The sequence below is a fragment of the Streptomyces sp. NBC_01214 genome (assembly GCF_026340975.1).
Taxonomy (GTDB): Bacteria; Actinomycetota; Actinomycetes; order Streptomycetales; family Streptomycetaceae; genus Streptomyces.
In genome coordinates this window covers 1,462,223-1,480,000 of the sequence record NZ_JAPEOS010000002.1, presented here as the reverse complement: position 1 = coordinate 1,480,000, position 17,778 = coordinate 1,462,223, and the positions used below count along the sequence as shown (strand labels likewise).

The window sequence follows — 17,778 nt, the reverse complement described above, 5'->3', positions numbered from 1 at the left end:
TCGTGGGCGGCGTCGAGGATCTGCTGGATGCGGTGCACGTGGCTGGCGAAGGACGCCACGATGATCCGCTTCTGGGCACCCGCGAAGACCCCGCGGATGGCGTTGGAGATGTCGCGCTCGGGCGGGACGAAGCCCGGGACCTCGGCGTTCGTGGAGTCGGAGAGGAGAAGGTCGATGCCCTCTTCGCTCAGACGCGCGAAGGCGTGCAGGTCGGTGAGGCGCTTGTCCAGCGGGAGCTGGTCCATCTTGAAGTCGCCGGTGGCGACGACCATGCCGGCACCGGTACGGATGGCCACGGCCAGGGCGTCCGGGATGGAGTGGTTGACCGCGATGAACTCGCAGTCGAACGGGCCGAGGGCCTCGCGCTCGCCTTCCTTCACCTCGAGGGTGTAGGGGCGGATGCGGTGCTCCTGGAGCTTCGCCTCGATGAGGGCCAGCGTCAGCTTGGAGCCGATCAGCGGGATGTCCGCCTTCTCCCGGAGGAGGTAGGGGACGGCGCCGATGTGGTCCTCGTGACCGTGCGTCAGGACGATGCCGTCGATGTCGTCGAGGCGGTCCCGGATGGAGGTGAAGTCCGGCAGGATCAGGTCGATGCCCGGCTGCTCCTCCTCGGGGAAGAGGACGCCGCAGTCGACGATCAGCAGGCGGCCGTCGTACTCGAAGACGGTCATGTTGCGGCCGATCTCGCCGAGACCACCCAGGGGGGTGACCCTGAGGCCGCCCTTGGGCAGCTTCGGCGGCGGACCGAGTTCCGGATGCGGATGGCTCAAAAGTGTCTCCTCACCACGCACGCCACGTACCCCGGAAGGCACGTGGCGCGCATGTCATTCGTGCACTTGCTGTTGTCTGTTCGGTATGTGTTTGTTCGCGCTTATTCGGTTGTGAAGTCTGTTGTCAGAGCTGTACCCCGCCGGCGGCAAGATCGATCTTGAGCTGGGCCGTCTCTTCGGCGGTCAGCTCGATCAGCGGGAGCCGCAGCGGGCCCGCGGGCAGGCCCTGCAGGTTCAGCGCGCCCTTGGTGGTCATCACACCCTGGGTACGGAACATGCCGGTGAAGATCGGGAGCAGCTTCTGGTGGATCTCGGTCGCCTTCTGGACGTCTCCGCCCAGGTGGGCCTCCAGCATGGCGCGCAGCTCGGGGGTGACCACGTGGCTGACCACGGAGACGAACCCGACCGCGCCGACCGACAGGAGCGGCAGGTTCAGCATGTCGTCGCCCGAGTACCAGGCCAGGCCGCTCTGCGCGATGGCCCAGCTTGCACGGCCGAGGTCGCCCTTGGCGTCCTTGTTGGCAACGATACGGGGGTGCTCGGCCAGCCGGACCAGGGTTTCGGTGTCGATCGGGACACCGCTGCGGCCGGGGATGTCGTAGAGCATGACCGGCAGCTCGGTGGCGTCGGCGATCGCCGTGAAGTGCCGGAAGAGGCCTTCCTGCGGCGGCTTGCTGTAGTACGGGGTGACGGCGAGCAGGCCGTGTGCGCCGGTGCGCTCGGCCTGGCGGGCCAGCTCGAGGGTGTGGCGGGTGTCGTTGGTACCGATGCCGGCGACCACGTGGGCGCGGTCTCCGACGGCTTCGAGTACGGCTCGTACGAGGTCGTTTTTCTCCGCGTCGGTGGTGGTCGGCGACTCACCGGTGGTGCCGTTGATGATGAGGCCGTCGTTGCCTGCGTCCACCAGGTGGACGGCGAGCCGCTGCGCGCCGTCGAGGTCGAGTACGCCATCCGCCGTAAACGGCGTGATCATGGCGGTGAGGACCCGCCCGAAGGGGGTCTGCGGAGTCGAGATCGGAGCCATGGGTAACACGCTACTCGCTGCCATGCTCGCGGTGTCCCCTCGGGGGACGTCAACGGGGTGTTGGACGCCGGCACTGCCTGCTCGGGGGTTCAAGCAGTGCCGGGTCCGTTTGATCAGCCTAGATGAAGTTCACGAAACGTCGCAATACGGACACTTAGGACTTGACGCCGTACATCTGTACGCCGCGGGTGTACCGGCCCTTACGGGGCAACGCGACCGTTGCCGTTGTAGGCGGCGTACGTCAGCGGCATGAGCTTCGCCCAGTGCTGCTCCATCTTCTCGCCGACCATCTCGATCTCCCGCTGCGGGAAGGACGGGACGGCCGCGAGCTCGTGCTGCGTGCGCAGACCGAGGAAGTGCATCAGCGAGCGCGCGTTGCAGGTGGCGTACATCGAGGAGAAAAGACCGACCGGCAGGACCGAACGGGCAACCTCGCGGGCCACGCCCGCGGCGAGCATCTCGCGGTAGGCCTCGTAGGCCTGCACGTAGGCGTCCTCCATGACGCGGCCGGTCAGCTCCTGCTGCGCCCGGGTTCCCTCGACGAAGACGTACTTGCCCGGGCGGCCCTCCTGGACCAGCTTGCGCTCGGCGTCCGGGACGTAGAAGACCGGTTCGAGCTCCCTGTAGCGGCCCGACTCCTCGTTGTAGGACCAGCCCACGCGGTGGCGCATGAACTCGCGGAAGACGAAGATCGGGGCGCTGATGAAGAAGGTCATCGAGTTGTGCTCGAACGGGCTGCCGTGGCGGTCGCGCATCAGGTAGTTGATGAGGCCCTTGGAGCGCTCCGGGTCCTTCTGCAGCTCCTCCAGCGACTGCTCGCCGGCCGTGGAAACGCGAGCGGCCCACAGTACGTCTGAGTCGGCGGCGGAGTGCTTCACCAGCTCCACCGTCACGTCACTGCGGAAGCTGGGTTTCAGATCTGAAGCGGCGGTTTCGCTCACCGGGGGTCCTTCCAAACGTGCGTCCTGGGGCGCGCCCACTCTACGGCGCCCCTCGCACGGCCGGCGCCGGCGCACGCGGCCCGCAGGGTCCGCGCGGGGCGTCGCACAGCTGACGCACAGCCATGAATTTTGCCTAATGTCCCGAAATCCGGCACCGATTGACGGGCCCGTACGTCTTACCCAAGAGAACGCACGCCCTCCACCCCGAGGAGATTCACCCTGATGTTCCTCCGGCGCGAACCCGTCCCGTTCGCCTTCGTCTCCGAGGCCGACCGGTTCCGAAGCAACGTCACTCCACCGCCGCGCGAGCGCCTGGGCCGGACCCAGTTGATCGCCCGTACCCTGGTCGGACTGACCGTGGTTGCGGGGCTCGCCGGCTCACTGCTCCTCGGCATGCCCGCACTGCAGCCGAGCAAGGCGCCGGAGAAGTCGCAGCAGTCGGAGGCGTCCCAGGGGCGGTAGCCTCACGGGCATAGCCCAACCGAACATGCATGTGAGTGAGGTCCAGTCGTGCCCCTGCCCTTCTTGACGGCCGACGGCGTGTCCGATGTGGATGACGACGGCGACGAGATCCTGGCCCATGCCGACCAGGACCGCTGGCGCCGGCCCTACCGCCCCGGCCCCTGGCGCGTGGGCATCGGCGCGCTGCTGCTCCTGCTGTCGGCCTTCATGCTGCTCGCCACGATGATCGTCGCCTTCGCGGGCGGCTCGGGCGGAGCCCTCGTCTGCCTGGTCGCCGCCCTCGCGGTCGTCGGGTCGGCGGTGCAGACCCTGCGCATCGGCGTATGGGTGAGCCCCGCGGGGCTGCGCCGGGTGGGGTTCTTCGTGACCCGCACCACCGCGTGGAGCGAGATCGGCGAGCTCCGTACGGTGCAGCAGCCGGTGCGCTGGCTCGGGCTGCCGAGGACCGTACAGGGTCAGGCCCTGACGATGGGCGCGCAGGGCGGCGCGGAGGCGCCGGTGCTGCTGACGGACCACAACGCCGACTTCCTGTCGCGGACCGAAGCCTTCGACCGGGCCGCCGACACGGTGGGCGCCTGGGCCGACGAGTACCGGCCCGTGGCCGCCTGACCGGCCCGAACCGCCCCCGGAAGCCCGTACAGGGTCAGACCTGTACGGGCTTCTTGTCGTGCAGGGCGATCGCCCGCTGCATCGCCTTGCGCGCCCGCGGGGTGTCCCGGGCGTCGTGGTAGGCGACGGCGAGCCGGAACCAGCTGCGCCAGTCCCCCGGCGCGTCCTCGGTCTCGGCCTTGCGGCGCGCGAAGACCTCGTCGGCAGAGTCCCGCAGGATCCGCCCGTACGCGTCCCGTTCCAGCTCGTCCACGGGCAGCCCGCCCTCGGCCTCCAGCTCGGTCGCGAGGTGGTTGGCCCGCGTGACGAAGCGGGTGTTCTGCCAGAGGAACCAGACGCCGATGACCGGCAGGATCAGCACGGCCACCCCGAAGGTGACGGTGAGCCAGGTGCCGTGCTGGATGAGCATCAGGCCCCGGCTGCCGACCAGGACGAAGTAGACCACCAGGACGGCGGCCGTGATGAAGTACGTGATCTTCGCGCGCATCGTGAAATCAGTCCGGTCAGCCCAGGTCGAGGAAGTGTTCCAGGCCGAAGGTGAGGCCCGGGGTCTGCGCCACTCGGCGCACGCCGAGCAGGATGCCCGGCATGAAGCTGCTGTGGTGCAGGGAATCGTGACGGATGGTCAGGGTCTCGCCCTCGCCGCCGAGGAGCACCTCCTGGTGGGCCAGCAGGCCGCGCAGCCGGACGGCGTGCACCGGGACGCCGTCGACGTCCGCGCCGCGCGCTCCGTCGAGGGCGGTGGCGGTGGCGTCGGGCTGGGCGCCGAGGCCGGCCTCGGCGCGGGCGGCCGCGATGAGCTGCGCCGTACGGGTCGCCGTGCCGGAGGGGGCGTCCACCTTGTTGGGGTGGTGCAGCTCGACGACCTCGACGGATTCGAAGTAGCGGGCGGCCTGGGCGGCGAACTTCATGGTGAGGACGGCGCCGATGGAGAAGTTCGGGGCGATGAGCACACCGGTCTCCGGCGAACCGTCGAGCCAGGTGCCCAGCTGCGCGAGGCGGTCCTCGGTCCAGCCGGTGGTACCGACCACTCCGTGGATGCCGTGACGGATGAGGAAGTCCAGGTTCCCCATCACCGATGCCGGGGTGGTCAGCTCGACCGCGACCTGGGCGCCGGCCTCGGCCAGCGTCTCCAGCTTGTCGCCGCGGCCGAGCGCCGCGACCAGTTCCATGTCCTCGGCGGCCTCGACCGCCTTGACGGCCTCGGCGCCGATGCGACCCTGGGCGCCGAGGACTGCCACGCGCAGCTTGCTCATGTTGCTTCCTTACTCACGTACGGAACTAGGCGACCGCTTCGTCGAGACGGGCGGCCTGCTTCTCCTTCAGCGGGCCGATCACCGCGAGCGAGGGCCGCTGGGCCAGTACATCCTGTGCCACCGAGCGGACGTCGTCCGGGGTCACGGCGGCGATCCGGGCCAGCATGTCGTCGACCGACATCTGGTCGCCCCAGCACAGCTCGCTCTTGCCGATGCGGTTCATGATCGCGCCGGTGTCCTCCAGGCCGAGGACGGTGGATCCGGAGAGCTGGCCGATGGCCCGCTTGATCTCGTCGTCCGCGAGGCCCTCCGTCGCGACCTTGTCGAGCTCGGCGCGGCAGATCCGGAGCACGTCGTGCACCTGGTTCGGGCGGCAGCCCGCGTACACGCCGAAGAGGCCGGTGTCGGCGAAGCCGGAGGTGTACGAGTACACGCTGTAGGCGAGGCCGCGCTTCTCCCGGACCTCCTGGAAGAGGCGCGAGGACATGCCGCCGCCGAGGGCGGTGTTCAGCACGCCCAGCGCCCAGCGGCGCTCGTCGGTACGGGCGAGTCCGGGCATGCCGAGGACCACGTGGGCCTGCTCGGTCCTGCGGTTCACCAGGTCGACGCGGCCGGCGGTGCGGATGCGCTTCGTCCCGGTGCGCGGGCCGATCGGCTCGGCGTCGGTGCGGGTCAGCGCGCCGGCCTTGTCGAAGGCGGCGCGGACCTGGCGCACGACCTTGTTGTGGTCGACGTTGCCGGCAGCGGCCACGACCAGGTGCGTCGGGTCGTAGTGCTTCTTGTAGAAGCGGCGGATCCGGTCGGCGCCGAGCGCGTTGATCGTGTCGACGGTGCCGAGGACCGGACGCCCCAGGGGGGTGTCCCCGTACATGGTCTGCGCGAACAGGTCGTGCACCATGTCGCCCGGGTCGTCCTCGGTCATCGCGATCTCTTCGAGGATGACGCCGCGCTCGGCGTCGACGTCCTCCTCGCGGATCAGCGAGCCGGTGAGCATGTCGCAGACCACGTCGATGGCCAGCGGCAGGTCGGTGTCGAGCACCCGGGCGTAGTAGCAGGTGTACTCCTTCGCCGTGAAGGCGTTCATCTCGCCGCCGACCGCGTCGATCGCGGAGGAGATGTCGAGGGCACTGCGCTGGTGGGTGCCCTTGAAGAGGAGGTGCTCCAGGTAGTGCGTGGCGCCGTTCAGCGTGGGCGTCTCGTCACGGGAGCCGACGTGCGCCCAGATGCCGAAGGTGGCGGAGCGGACGGAGGGCAGCGTCTCGGTGACGATGCGCAGTCCGCCGGGCAGGACCGTGCGCCGGACGGTGCCGATGCCGTTGCTGCCCTTGAGGAGGGTTTGGGTACGGGCGACGGCCCGCCCCTCCGAAGAGGGGCGGGCCGTCACACGGGAACTACGCGACATCACTTGTCGGAGTCGTCCTTGTCAGCGTCGTCACCGGCGGCCTCGCCGTCGATCACGGGGATCAGGGAGAGCTTGCCGCGCTGGTCGATCTCGGCGATCTCCACCTGGACCTTGGTGCCGACCGCGAGCACGTCCTCGACGTTCTCCACGCGCTTGCCACCGGCGAGCTTGCGGATCTGCGAGATGTGCAGCAGGCCGTCCTTGCCGGGCATGAGGGAGACGAAGGCACCGAAGGTGGTGGTCTTGACGACCGTACCCAGGTAGCGCTCGCCGACCTCCGGCATGGTCGGGTTGGCGATCGAGTTGATCGTGGCGCGGGCGGCCTCGGCGGCCGGGCCGTCGGAGGCACCGATGTAGATGGTGCCGTCGTCCTCGATCGTGATCTCGGCGCCGGTGTCCTCCTGGATCTGGTTGATCATCTTGCCCTTGGGGCCGATGACCTCACCGATCTTGTCCACCGGGATCTTGACGGTGATGATCCGCGGGGCGAACGGGGACATGGCGTCCGGCGTGTCGATCGCTTCCATCATCACGTCGAGGATGTGGAGGCGGGCGTCGCGGGCCTGCTTGAGGGCGGCGGCCAGGACGGAGGCCGGGATGCCGTCGAGCTTGGTGTCCAGCTGGAGCGCGGTGACGAACTCCTTGGTGCCGGCGACCTTGAAGTCCATGTCGCCGAAGGCGTCCTCCGCACCGAGGATGTCGGTGAGGGCGACGTAGTGCGTCTTGCCGTCGATCTCCTGGGAGATCAGGCCCATGGCGATACCGGCGACGGGGGCCTTGAGGGGCACACCGGCGTTCAGCAGCGACATGGTGGAGGCGCAGACCGAGCCCATGGACGTCGAACCGTTGGAGCCGAGGGCCTCGGACACCTGACGGATCGCGTACGGGAACTCCTCGCGGGTCGGGAGGACCGGCACGATCGCGCGCTCGGCGAGCGCGCCGTGGCCGATCTCGCGGCGCTTCGGCGAACCGACGCGGCCGGTCTCACCGACGGAGTACGGCGGGAAGTTGTAGTTGTGCATGTAGCGCTTGCGGGTCACCGGGGAGAGGGTGTCCAGCTGCTGCTCCATGCGGAGCATGTTGAGGGTGGTGACGCCCAGGATCTGGGTCTCGCCACGCTCGAACAGCGCCGAGCCGTGCACGCGCGGGATGGCCTCGACCTCGGCGGCGAGGGTACGGATGTCCGTGATCCCGCGGCCGTCGATGCGGACCTTGTCCTTGATGACGCGCTCGCGCACCAGGGCCTTGGTCAGGCTGCGGTACGCGGCCGAGATCTCCTTCTCGCGGCCTTCGAAGGCCGGGAGGAGCTTGTCGGCGGCGAGCTCCTTGACGCGGTCCAGCTCGGCCTCGCGGTCCTGCTTGCCCGCGATGGTCAGCGCCTGGGAGAGCTCGCCCTTGACGGCGGCCGCGAGGGCCTCGTACACGTCGTCCTGGTAGTCCAGGAAGACCGGGAACTCGCCCTCGGGCTTCGCGGCCTTGGCCGCCAGGTCCGCCTGGGCCTTGCAGAGGACCTTGATGAAGGGCTTCGCGGCGTCGAGGCCGGAGGCCACGATCTCCTCGGTCGGCGCCTCGGCGCCGCCCTTGACGAGGGCGATGGTCTTCTCGGTGGCCTCGGCCTCGACCATCATGATCGCGACGTCGCCGTCCTCGAGGGTGCGACCCGCGACGACCATGTCGAAGACGGCGTCCTCGAGCTCGGTGTGCGTCGGGAACGCCACCCACTGGCCGCGGATCAGCGCGACGCGGACGCCGCCGATCGGACCGGAGAAGGGCAGGCCGGCCAGCTGGGTGGACGCGGACGCGGCGTTGATCGCGATGACGTCGTACAGGTGGTCCGGGTTGAGCGCCATGACGGTGGCGACGACCTGGATCTCGTTGCGCAGTCCCTTCTTGAAGGACGGGCGCAGCGGGCGGTCGATCAGGCGGCAGGTGAGGATCGCGTCCTCGGAGGGCCGGCCCTCACGGCGGAAGAAGGAGCCGGGGATCTTGCCGGCCGCGTACTGCCGCTCCTCGACGTCCACCGTCAGGGGGAAGAAGTCGAGCTGGTCCTTGGGCTTCTTCGACGCGGTGGTGGCGGACAGCACCATCGTGTCGTCGTCCAGGTAGGCAACGGCGGAGCCGGCGGCCTGGCGGGCCAGACGGCCCGTCTCGAAGCGGATGGTGCGGGTACCGAAGGAACCGTTGTCAATGACGGCCTCGGCGTAGTGGGTCTCGTTCTCCACTAGCGTTTTCTCCATTTTCGTCGTCTCCGTCCGCCGCCCGTGTGGCGGTGGACGGTTGCGGAGAAGCGCTCCTGGCGTGCGGGCCGGTCTTCGATCGAAGCATCCGGTTCGTTGCCCCCTGGGGCATTCCGGGTGCCACTACCGAGGACCGGCGGCGTGGGAGGGCGCTCCTCCTCTTCAGTTGTGCGCGTCTTCCTCAGACGCGCACGTGCGTCCGTTCCAGACTACAAAGGGTCCGGTCCGGTGCGCACGTACAGCAAAGGGAGCGGCCCCCTGATGTGGGAACCGCTCCCTCCACAGCGCTTTACTTGGCGCCGGCCGCACCGCGGCGGATGCCGAGGCGCTCGACCAGCGTACGGAAGCGCTGGATGTCCTTCTTGGCCAGGTACTGCAGCAGGCGGCGACGCTGGCCGACCAGGATCAGCAGACCACGACGGGAGTGGTGGTCGTGCTTGTGCGTCTTGAGGTGCTCGGTCAGGTCCGAGATGCGGCGGGAGAGCATCGCAACCTGGACCTCGGGGGAGCCGGTGTCGCCCTCCTTGGCACCGAACTCGGTGATGATCTGCTTCTTCGTAGCGGCGTCGAGCGGCACGCGTACTCCTCGTAATAGGTCTTCGTTGCCACCGAGTGCCCCAGGTCTGAGTCTCTGGGGAGCTTCCGTTACTCGGGAGGCGGGGTCCGCTGAGCGCAGTCCACAGACCCCCTTGGTGAGGAATCCGGGGGACGCGTACACAAACGGCCGTCACATAGCGTACCAGGCTGCCGCTCCGCCAGGTCTCAGCTGGTCAGGGACCTGGCGCGGGAGTACACGTCCAGCACGGCCAAGGTCAGCGGCACGAGGCTGAGCAGGACCGCGGCCTCGGTGAGGTCGAGCAGCCGCCCCCAGAAGGGTGACAGGCCCTTGCGGGGGATGACAAGCGCAATTCCCGCGAGGAGGGCCGCGCCGGCGGCGACGGCAGCGGTCAGCCAGATCGTACGCAGGTCCAGGCCGCTGCTGTCGTGCTCCCGCAGGAGGGCTTCGAGCAGGTCGGTCGGCGGGTTCAGGGCCATGCCCAGGATCAGCAGGGCGATGGCGGCGAGGCCCGCGGTCAGGGCGCAGACCACCTGGGAGGTGTAACGGAAGAGGCGGGCGCGCAGCAGCATGGCGAGGCCGGTGGCGAGCGCCAGCAGGCGGCCCCAGGTGTTCTCGGAGAAGCCGAGGACGGCAGCGGCGCCGACGGCGACCGCGGCGCAGCCTCCGACCAGGCCGAGCAGCATCTCGTGGCCGCGGCGGGCCTGGGCGGCGATGGCCTCGGCGTCGAGCGGGGCGGCGCCCGGCTCGTGCGGGTCGGAGCCGGGCTGCTCACCGTACGGCTCGGTCTCGTAGCGGTCCGGGGTCTCGTAATCCTCGGTGGCGCTCTGCGGGGCGGCGTAGCCGATGGGCAGGCGGGCGAAGCGGGCGGAGAGGCCGGGGAGGAAGGCGACGAGGCCGATGGCGACGGGGGCGCAGACGGCGGCGGTGTAGGTGGCGGAGGCCTCGGCGGCGATGGCCACGAAGGTGGCGATGGTCCCGGTGGCGGCGACGAAGGTGGCCGCGACGAAGGGGGCGTCCCCACTGGGGGTGAGCGCGACCAGGGCGACGGAGGCGATCAGGGCGCAGACGCAGCCGAGCAGGAACTGCAGGCGCCCGGGTCCCTGGCCGACGGCCGGGGCGATGATCCCGGAGCCGGCGATCATCAGGTGCGGGAGGGCGCCGAGGCCGAGGGCGACGGCGGAGAGGCGGTCGCGGTAGACGCGGGCGCGCACTCCGGCGACGGCGGTGAGCAGGATGCCGACGGCGCCCGCGATGATCCCGGGCAGGCCGTGCATGTCGTGGCGCAGCGGGTCGGCGTACCAGAGGACGAAGCCCAGCATGACGAGCAGCACGGCGGCGCCGGCCAGGCCAGCGCCGCGCAGCATGTCGTCGCTCCAGCGGTGCCGGTCGCGGACGACGGCGGCGGCGACGGCGTCGGACACGTCGTCGAACACGGCGGGCGGCAGGGACTCGGCGAAGGGGCGCAGGCTCAGTACCTCGCCGTCGAGGACCTGCTGGCCGGCGAGGGTCCGGGCGCCGTCGAGGACGGTGCCGGAGCGGCGCACGAGGTGGAAGCCGGTCGGGGCGCCCACCGGCTGGGTCTGGCCGGTGAGGCGCAGCAGCTCGGGATAGACGTCGGCGACGGCGATGTCCTCGGGGAGGGCGACGTCGATGCGACTGTCGGGGGCCACGACGGTGACCCTGCAGAAACCCGTCGTCCCGGCCGTACTCACCTGTGTGACCCCCCTGGTTGGTACCCGCACCGGCGGATGATTCGCGGATGCGCATGCTGCGCGCGCCACCCTACCGGGCTAATGACCGACTGTCGGCAAGTAGGATCACCGTCGCGTGGGGGAGACCCCCTTCGCGCCCGGGACTTGGGGGCGCCGGTTGCGACGTCCCGTCCGTTTTCGAGGGATTGATGCTCCGGTGAGCCAGATCGTCGTCAAACGCCCGCCGCGGTCCCTGCCGCCCGAGGTTCCGACGGAGGAGCTGCGGCTGGAAGCTCCGCCCGAACTTCCGCGCGGGCAGCAGGAGGGCATGCTGATGCAGCTCCTGCCGATGCTCGGCATGGGCTCTTCCGTCGTCTTCTTCTTCATGCCGGGCGCGGCCCCCTTCATGCGCATCATGGGTGTGCTGATGCTGGCGTCGACGGTGGCCATGGTGGTCGCCCAGTTGGTGCGCCACCGGCGCGGTACGCAGGGGCAAATGGCCGATGTGCGCCGGGACTACCTCAAATATCTCGCGCAGACGCGCCGTCAGGTACGCCGGACCGCGCGGGCGCAGCGCGACGCGCAGCTGTATCTGCACCCGGCCCCCGAGCAGTTGTGGTCGGTGGTGGCGGAGGGCTCCCGGCTGTGGGAGCGGCGGGTCGGCGACCAGGACTTCGGGCAGGCGCGGCTCGGACTGGGCGCGCAGCGCCTGGCGACCCCGCTGGTGGCGCCGGAGACCGCACCGGTGGACGAGTTGGAGCCGCTGACCGCGGGCGCGATGCAGCGGTTCCTGAAGGTGCACTCCTCGCTGGACGGGCTGCCGATGGCGCTGTCGATCCGCGCCTTCTACCACGTGACGGTGTCCGGCGAGCCGGAGTCCGCGCGCAGTACCGCGCGGGCGATGGTGGCGCAGCTGGCGACGCTGCACTCCCCCGAGGACCTGATGGTGGCCGTGGTGGCGGCGCCGGGTGCGGTGCCCTCGTGGGACTGGACGAAGTGGCTGCCGCACACGCAGGTCCCCGGTCAGGTCGACGGGGCCGGTACGAAGCGGCTGTTCGGCGATGACCTCGTCGAGCTGGAGGGGCTGCTGGCCTCCCGGTTGGAGGGCCGGCCGCGGTTCAGCCGCGAGGTGTCCCCGGTGCTGGACCAGCCGCACCTGGTGGTCGTGCTGGACGGGGGCACGGTGCCGCCGGACTCGGTGTTCGCCGCGGCCGAGGGCCTGCAGGGCGTCACCATCGTCGAGGTGGTCGCGGGCGAGCTGGACGACCCGCGCGGCGGGCTGTCGGTCGTGGTGCGGCCGGGTCGGCTGCGCCTGGAGTCGAGCACGGGGGTCGCGTACGAGGGCGCGCCGGACGCTTTGTCGCTGCCCGCGGCGGAGGCGCTGGCCCGGCAGCTGGCGCCGATGCGCACGGGCGGCGGGGACGAGGACGAGCCGCTGCTGGCCAATCTGGACTTCACCGACCTGCTGAACCTGGGCGACGCGGCCGCGGTCGACGTCGCGCGGACCTGGCGGCCGCGGTCGGCCGGCGAGCGGCTGCGCGTGCCGATCGGTGTCGGTGAGGACGGCGCCCCGGTCATGCTGGACCTGAAGGAGGCCGCCCAGGAGGGCATGGGTCCGCACGGTCTGTGCGTGGGTGCGACCGGTTCCGGCAAGTCGGAGCTGCTGCGCACGCTGGTGCTGGGTCTGGCGGTCACGCACACGTCGGAGACCCTGAACTTCGTGCTCGCCGACTTCAAGGGCGGTGCGACCTTCACGGGCATGGGGCAGATGCCGCACGTCGCGGCGGTGATCACCAACCTGGCCGACGACCTCACGCTCGTGGACCGCATGGGCGACTCGATCCGCGGTGAGCTGCAGCGCCGTCAGGAGCTGCTGCGTTCGGCGGGCAACTACGCGAACATCCACGACTACGAGAAGGCCCGTGCGGCGGGTGCCCCGCTGGAGCCGCTGGCTTCGCTGGTGCTGGTCATCGACGAGTTCAGCGAGCTGCTGACGGCGAAGCCGGACTTCATCGACATGTTCATCCAGATCGGCCGCATCGGCCGTTCGCTGGGTGTGCACCTGCTGCTGGCCTCGCAGCGCCTGGAGGAGGGCAAGCTCCGCGGGCTGGACACGTACCTGTCGTACCGGATCGGTCTGCGGACCTTCTCGGCGGCGGAGTCGCGGACCGCGATCGGTGTGCCGGACGCCTACCACCTGCCGTCGGTGCCCGGTTCGGGCTATCTGAAGTTCGGTACGGACGAGATGACCCGCTTCAAGGCGGCCTACGTCTCGGGCACCTACCGTTCGGGCGGGCCGGACCTGTCGGTGGGGCAGTTCCCGGTGGAGCGGCGGCCCGCGCTGTTCACGGCGGCCCCGGTGCCGGTGGTGTACGCGGCCCCGGACCCGGCGTACCTGGCGGCGCAGGCGCCGCGGGAGGACGACGCGCTGGCGGACACGGTGCTGGACGTGATCGTGAGCCGGCTGGAGGGTCAGGGGGTGCCGGCGCACCAGGTGTGGCTGCCGCCGCTCGACCAAGCGCCGCCGCTCGACCAGCTGCTGCCGGCGCTGGCGCCGAGCCCGGAGCGCGGGCTGCACGCGGACGGGTACACGCGGCCCGGCGGGCTCGTCGTCCCGCTCGGCCTCATCGACAAGCCGTTCGAGCAGCGGCGCGAGGTGCTGTACCGGGACTTCTCGGGTGCGGCGGGCCACATGATGGTGGTCGGCGGTCCGCAGTCGGGCAAGTCGACGCTGATGCGGACGCTGATCTCCTCGTTCGCGCTCACCCACACCCCGCGCGAGGTGCAGTTCTACGGGCTGGACTTCGGTGGTGGCAGCCTGTCGTCGATCGCCGAGCTGCCGCACGTGGGCGGGATCGCGTCGCGCCTGGACCCGGAGCGGGTCCGGCGCACGGTCGCGGAGGTGGTGGGCATCCTCAACCGCCGCGAGGAGTTCTTCCGCTCGAACAACATCGACTCGATCGGCACCTACCGGCGCCGTCGGGCGGCCGGTGACCTGCCCCACGAGCCGTGGGGCGACGTGTTCCTGGTCGTCGACGGCTGGGGCAACTTCCGGGGCGAGTACGAGGGCCTGGAGCAGATCGTCACGGACATCGCCTCCCGTGGTCTGGGCTACGGCATCCACGTGGTGATCACCGCGGCGCGGTACATGGAGGTGCGGGCCGCGCTCAAGGACCAGATGCTGAGCCGTCTGGAGCTGCGGCTCGGTGACACGATGGACTCCGAGTTCGACCGCAAGGTCGCGGCGAACGTCCCCACGGGGATGCCGGGCCGCGGCCAGGTCCCGGAGAAGCTGCACTTCCTGGGCGCGCTGCCGCGGATCGACGGTTCGCACGAGGCGGCCGACCTGTCGGAGGCCACGGCCTCCTTCGTGGCCGCGGTGAAGGAGAACTGGGCGGGGCAGGCGGCTCCCGGCGTACGGCTGCTGCCGCGGCTGCTCCGTTCCGACCAGCTGCCCAAGGGCGGGGAGTACCCCGGCCGCGGGATCGCGATCGGCATCGACGAGATCGACCTGGAGCCGGTGTTCGTCGACTTCGAGTCGGACCCCTTCCTCCTCGTCTTCGGTGAGAGCGAGTCGGGCAAGACGAACCTGCTGCGGCTCATCGCCAAGCAGATCTCCGAGCGCTACACGCCGGACCAGGCGCGTCTGGTCGTCGGCGACTACCGGCGGAGCCTGCTCGGGGCGCTGCCGGAGGAGCACCTGCTGGAGTACGCGCCGATGGCGAGCTCCCTGCAGATGCACATGGAGGCGCTGGGCGGGGTGTTCTCGCGGCGGCAGCCGCCGACCGACGTCACTCCGCAGCAGCTGCGCGACCGCAGTTGGTGGACGGGCCCGGACGTGTTCATCATCATCGACGACTTCGACCTGGTCTCCACGAGCCAGGGCAATCCGCTGGCGCAGCTGGTGGAGTTCCTGCCCTTCGCCCGTGACACGGGTGTCCGCTTCATCATCGCGCGCAACTCGGCGGGTGCCTCGCGTTCGCTGTACGAGCCGTTCATGCAGCGGATCAAGGAGCTGGGCGCGCAGGGTCTGGTGCTGTCCGGCGACCCGTCCGAGGGCGATCTGGTGGGCACGGTGCGGCCGCGTCCGATGCCGCCGGGCCGGGCCAGCTTCGTCTCGCGCAGGCGGGGGACGTCGCTGGTGCAGCTCGGCCGGATGCCGGCCGGCACGTGAGCCGTCCCTCCGGTGACCGGCGCCATCGCCGCCGGTCACCGGAGGATCGGGCCATCGGCCGGAAAGCTGTCCCGGCCGATGGCGCAGCCCCGATAATCGGCCGTGAAGACCGCGTCACCGAGGGAAAGGCCGCCCATGGGCACCCAGCAGGAGAAGGACGAGCTGTACGCGCTCGACATCAGCGGTGTGGAGTGGGAGGGGCCGCCCGGGACCAGTCCGGACGAGGAGCGGGTCGAGATCGCCCGGCTCCCCGAGGGTGCGGTGGCCATGCGGTCCTCGCTGGACCGGGACACGGTGCTGCGGTACACGGCCGCCGAGTGGGAGGCCTTCGTACTCGGGGCCAGGGACGGTGAGTTCGACCTCGACCGCCCACAGCCTGAGTGAGGGTCCTGGAGCACACGCCGAAGGGGCGCGCCCGGTGCGGGCGCGCCCCTTCGGCACGTACGGACCCTCGCGGGTCCCGGCTCAGTACGCCTCGGTGAACAGGCGCGAGGCCTTCACGTCGGTGGCGCGGTAGTCGCCCTTGCCGCGCTCGATCAGCTGGGCGACGTGCTCCAGCTGCTTCTGCATGCTGTCGGCCTTGCCCTTGTACTTCGTCTGGAGCTGGACGTACTGCTCGTGCGCGGTACCGTCCCAGGTGTCGGTGACGACCTTCAGGGCCGAGTCCATCTCCTCGAGGTCCTTGAGGATGTTCTTGGAGACGGTGCGGATGCGGTCCGCCATCTGCTGGACCGTCTCATACCGGACCCGAGTGTGCCCGTCGTTAGCCATGTTCTTCTCCTTGTCGGTGCGGCCGGGTGGTGAAGGGCCCGGTGTCAGACGCTGTTGAGGCCGGAGCTGTTGCCGGACTGGCTCTGGACGGCCTTGAACGCGGCGCGCACCTCGTCGTCCTGGGCGTTGCTGAGGTTCTTGGTCTGCGCCACGGCGTTGTGCAGGACGCCGAGCATCCGGCGGATCTCGTCGTGGTCGTCGTTGACCATGGTCTGCGCGGCCGTGAAGCCCGAGGCACCCACACCGGTCCAGCCGGCGCTCACGGTGGCCAGGATGTCGGCCAGCTCGCGGGCCTGCGTGGTGACGGCGTTGGCCGTCTGCTCGATCTTGTTCTTCGCCTGGACGACCGGATCGTCTGCAAGTCCGAAGGTGTTCGTGCTCATCGAAGCTCCTCACTTCTCAATTCGCCGGCAGAACCGACGGATTGCGCAGCGGAGTGGACGTGCCCGACGCGGTTGTCAACCACGCGCCCGGGCCTTCCCCCTCCGCTTCACGCGATCCCCCGATCACACTCGTGAAGCCTGGTGCCACTCTAGCCAGTTCACCGCCCGCCCCCAACACCAGTAGGGCGCTTCCGTAGATGAACTGTGACCGTTCACTGCAAACGGCGCTTGCGGCTGCGGGCATCCCGAACGACGGTCGCGGTACCGGCGATGACGGCGATCAGGATCGCGCCGATGCCGAGAGCGTACGTGCCGAACCGTTCCTCGCGCTCCTGGGCCGTCTCGGTGAGTCGCAACGGCGCCGCCTCCGGGGCGGTCGCCGGGGGCGGGCCGGGGTCGGGGACCGGGGCCTTGGGGGCCTGCTGGTCGTGGGAGAGCGCGCGCACCGGGTCGACGACGCCCCAACCCACGTAGTCGTCACGGCCGTTGACCGCGCGTTCGGCGGTGTTCTGGATCTGCCAGATGATCTGCTGCGCGGACCAGTCCGCATGCTTGGCGCGGAGCAGGGCGGCGACGCCGGCGACGTACGGGGCGGAGAAACTGGTGCCGTTGTCGATGCACTGGCCGAAGCCGGGGACGGTGGAGACCATGTCGACGCCGGGCGCCGCCACCCCGATGAAGTCACCGGGCTGGGAGAACCCGGCCCGCTCGTTGTTGCGGTCCGAGGATCCCACCGCGAGCACGCCGGGGAAGGCCGCCGGGTAGGTCTTGCGCTTCTGGCCGCTCAGGCCGTCGTTGCCCGCCGAAGCCACCACCACGACGTTGGCGGCGACGGCCTTCTGGACCGACTTGCCGAGATCGGAGTCGACGGACAGCTGCGCCTCGGTGTCCTGGGAGATGTTGATCACTTGGGCGCCCTTGGCCACCGCGTGGTCGATGGCCTGGCTCAGGTTCGCGGCGGTGCCCTTGCCCTGCCCGTCGTTCTGCCGGATCGGGATGATCGTGGATTCCGGGGCCAGGCCGACGAAGCCGGTGCCCTGCTGGGGGCGGGCCGCGATCAGCCCGGCGACCTTGGTGCCGTGGCCGATGGTGTCGACCGTGCCGTCGCCGCCCTTGGGGTCTACGTAGTCCTTGCCGGCTCCGGTGTCGATGGCCGCGCTGAGTTGCGGGTTCGCCCGGTCCACGCCGGTGTCGATGACCGCGACGCGGACGCTGTTGCCGCTCTTGTCCTTGCCCTTGGTCTGCGCCCACAGCTCGTCGAGCAGCAGCCGCTGGAGGGACCAGGGCCGGTCCTCGATCTGCTGCTTCATCGGGAAGGTGCACTCCCCCGCGCCGTCGAGGTGCAGCGCGTACGGGAGCCGCGCGGACGCCACGGGCGCGTACGGGGGCTGCGGCGCGGCGGCTGCGGCCGCGGCGGCCGTGCCCGCGCCGCCCGGGGCCAGGGTGAGGACGAAGGCGGCGGCCAGGAGGGCCCGCCGGGGGGCGTGGGTCTGGGTCAT

Annotated in this window: 16 protein-coding genes (1 of these 16 running past the window's edge); 4 read left to right on the top strand and 12 right to left on the bottom strand. The window is 70.3% G+C overall.

Features of this window, described 5'->3' with window-relative positions; translation table 11 throughout:
• The 3 genes from OG594_RS31690 to thyX all read right to left on the bottom strand — a co-directional run.
• Positions 1-770, bottom strand: the start of a protein-coding gene (locus OG594_RS31690; protein WP_266605570.1) for a ribonuclease J. It extends 916 nt beyond the left edge of the window; the window shows 770 of its 1,686 coding nt (coding positions 1-770); its start codon is at positions 768-770; its stop codon lies off the left edge, out of view.
• A 124-nt stretch (positions 771-894) separates the two neighbouring features.
• Positions 895-1,794, bottom strand: coding sequence for a 4-hydroxy-tetrahydrodipicolinate synthase (gene dapA / locus OG594_RS31685; protein WP_189745749.1), 900 nt, complete (start codon positions 1,792-1,794; stop codon positions 895-897).
• Positions 1,795-1,994: 200 nt separating this feature from the next.
• Positions 1,995-2,735, bottom strand: a complete 741-nt coding sequence (gene thyX, locus OG594_RS31680; protein WP_266605567.1) for an FAD-dependent thymidylate synthase — start codon at positions 2,733-2,735, stop codon at positions 1,995-1,997.
• A 222-nt stretch (positions 2,736-2,957) separates the two neighbouring features.
• On the opposite strand from thyX, the gene OG594_RS31675 reads away from it, so the two are divergent.
• Together OG594_RS31675 and OG594_RS31670 are read left to right on the top strand one after the other, a co-directional pair.
• Complete coding sequence (locus tag OG594_RS31675) at positions 2,958-3,197, top strand: hypothetical protein (RefSeq protein ID WP_030011068.1); 240 nt, start codon at positions 2,958-2,960, stop codon at positions 3,195-3,197.
• Positions 3,198-3,245: 48 nt separating this feature from the next.
• Positions 3,246-3,806 (top strand): hypothetical protein, encoded by a 561-nt coding sequence (locus OG594_RS31670; RefSeq protein WP_266605564.1) that lies wholly within the window; start codon positions 3,246-3,248, stop codon positions 3,804-3,806.
• Between the two features lie 34 nt (positions 3,807-3,840).
• Here OG594_RS31670 and OG594_RS31665 read toward each other — a convergent pair whose 3' ends face one another.
• From OG594_RS31665 to eccD, 6 genes are all read right to left on the bottom strand, one after another.
• Complete coding sequence (locus tag OG594_RS31665; protein ID WP_030011066.1) at positions 3,841-4,293, bottom strand: hypothetical protein; 453 nt, start codon at positions 4,291-4,293, stop codon at positions 3,841-3,843.
• 16 nt (positions 4,294-4,309) lie between these two features.
• The gene (gene dapB / locus OG594_RS31660; protein ID WP_189745743.1) at positions 4,310-5,062 is read right to left on the bottom strand and encodes a 4-hydroxy-tetrahydrodipicolinate reductase; all 753 of its coding nucleotides are present in this window, start codon (positions 5,060-5,062) and stop codon (positions 4,310-4,312) included.
• A gap of 25 nt (positions 5,063-5,087) precedes the next feature.
• Positions 5,088-6,467, bottom strand: coding sequence for a pitrilysin family protein (locus tag OG594_RS31655; RefSeq protein ID WP_266605559.1), 1,380 nt, complete (start codon positions 6,465-6,467; stop codon positions 5,088-5,090).
• Positions 6,464-8,686: a polyribonucleotide nucleotidyltransferase gene (locus tag OG594_RS31650; protein ID WP_266606653.1), complete on the bottom strand. Its 2,223-nt coding sequence runs from the start codon at positions 8,684-8,686 to the stop codon at positions 6,464-6,466. The genes OG594_RS31655 and OG594_RS31650 overlap by 4 nt, the downstream gene beginning before the upstream one ends.
• Before the next feature lie 304 nt (positions 8,687-8,990).
• Positions 8,991-9,278, bottom strand: coding sequence for a 30S ribosomal protein S15 (gene rpsO, locus OG594_RS31645; RefSeq protein WP_030011220.1), 288 nt, complete (start codon positions 9,276-9,278; stop codon positions 8,991-8,993).
• 185 nt (positions 9,279-9,463) lie between these two features.
• Entirely contained in the window at positions 9,464-10,972 is a 1,509-nt protein-coding gene (gene eccD / locus OG594_RS31640; protein ID WP_266605556.1) for a type VII secretion integral membrane protein EccD, read from the bottom strand.
• Positions 10,973-11,168: 196 nt separating this feature from the next.
• Between eccD and eccCa the strand changes: the two genes are divergently transcribed.
• Both eccCa and OG594_RS31630 read left to right on the top strand, forming a co-directional pair.
• Positions 11,169-15,125: a type VII secretion protein EccCa gene (eccCa, locus tag OG594_RS31635; protein WP_266605554.1), complete on the top strand. Its 3,957-nt coding sequence runs from the start codon at positions 11,169-11,171 to the stop codon at positions 15,123-15,125.
• Between the two features lie 135 nt (positions 15,126-15,260).
• The gene (locus OG594_RS31630) at positions 15,261-15,509 is read left to right on the top strand and encodes a DUF397 domain-containing protein (protein WP_030009525.1); all 249 of its coding nucleotides are present in this window, start codon (positions 15,261-15,263) and stop codon (positions 15,507-15,509) included.
• Positions 15,510-15,590: 81 nt separating this feature from the next.
• Here the strand turns inward: OG594_RS31630 and OG594_RS31625 are convergent, their stop codons facing one another.
• The 3 genes from OG594_RS31625 to mycP form a co-directional block, all read right to left on the bottom strand.
• Complete coding sequence (locus tag OG594_RS31625; RefSeq protein WP_030009524.1) at positions 15,591-15,896, bottom strand: WXG100 family type VII secretion target; 306 nt, start codon at positions 15,894-15,896, stop codon at positions 15,591-15,593.
• A 44-nt stretch (positions 15,897-15,940) separates the two neighbouring features.
• Entirely contained in the window at positions 15,941-16,279 is a 339-nt protein-coding gene (locus OG594_RS31620; RefSeq protein WP_266605551.1) for a hypothetical protein, read from the bottom strand.
• 212 nt (positions 16,280-16,491) lie between these two features.
• On the bottom strand, positions 16,492-17,778 hold the full coding sequence (gene mycP / locus OG594_RS31615; protein WP_266605549.1) for a type VII secretion-associated serine protease mycosin: 1,287 nt from the start codon (positions 17,776-17,778) through the stop codon (positions 16,492-16,494).

What these genes read in the sequence shown, in the direction of transcription:
- dapA (WP_189745749.1), bottom strand. Translation starts at nt 1,794, where the DNA reads ATGGCTCCGATCTCGACTCCGCAGACCCCCTTCGGGCGGGTCCTCACC.
- OG594_RS31675 (WP_030011068.1), top strand. Translation starts at nt 2,958, where the DNA reads ATGTTCCTCCGGCGCGAACCCGTCCCGTTCGCCTTCGTCTCCGAGGCC.
- OG594_RS31665 (WP_030011066.1), bottom strand. Translation starts at nt 4,293, where the DNA reads ATGCGCGCGAAGATCACGTACTTCATCACGGCCGCCGTCCTGGTGGTC.
- dapB (WP_189745743.1), bottom strand. Translation starts at nt 5,062, where the DNA reads ATGAGCAAGCTGCGCGTGGCAGTCCTCGGCGCCCAGGGTCGCATCGGC.
- OG594_RS31630 (WP_030009525.1), top strand. Translation starts at nt 15,261, where the DNA reads ATGGGCACCCAGCAGGAGAAGGACGAGCTGTACGCGCTCGACATCAGC.
- OG594_RS31625 (WP_030009524.1), bottom strand. Translation starts at nt 15,896, where the DNA reads ATGGCTAACGACGGGCACACTCGGGTCCGGTATGAGACGGTCCAGCAG.
- OG594_RS31620 (WP_266605551.1), bottom strand. Translation starts at nt 16,279, where the DNA reads ATGAGCACGAACACCTTCGGACTTGCAGACGATCCGGTCGTCCAGGCG.
- mycP (WP_266605549.1), bottom strand. Translation starts at nt 17,778, where the DNA reads ATGACCCAGACCCACGCCCCCCGGCGGGCCCTCCTGGCCGCCGCCTTC.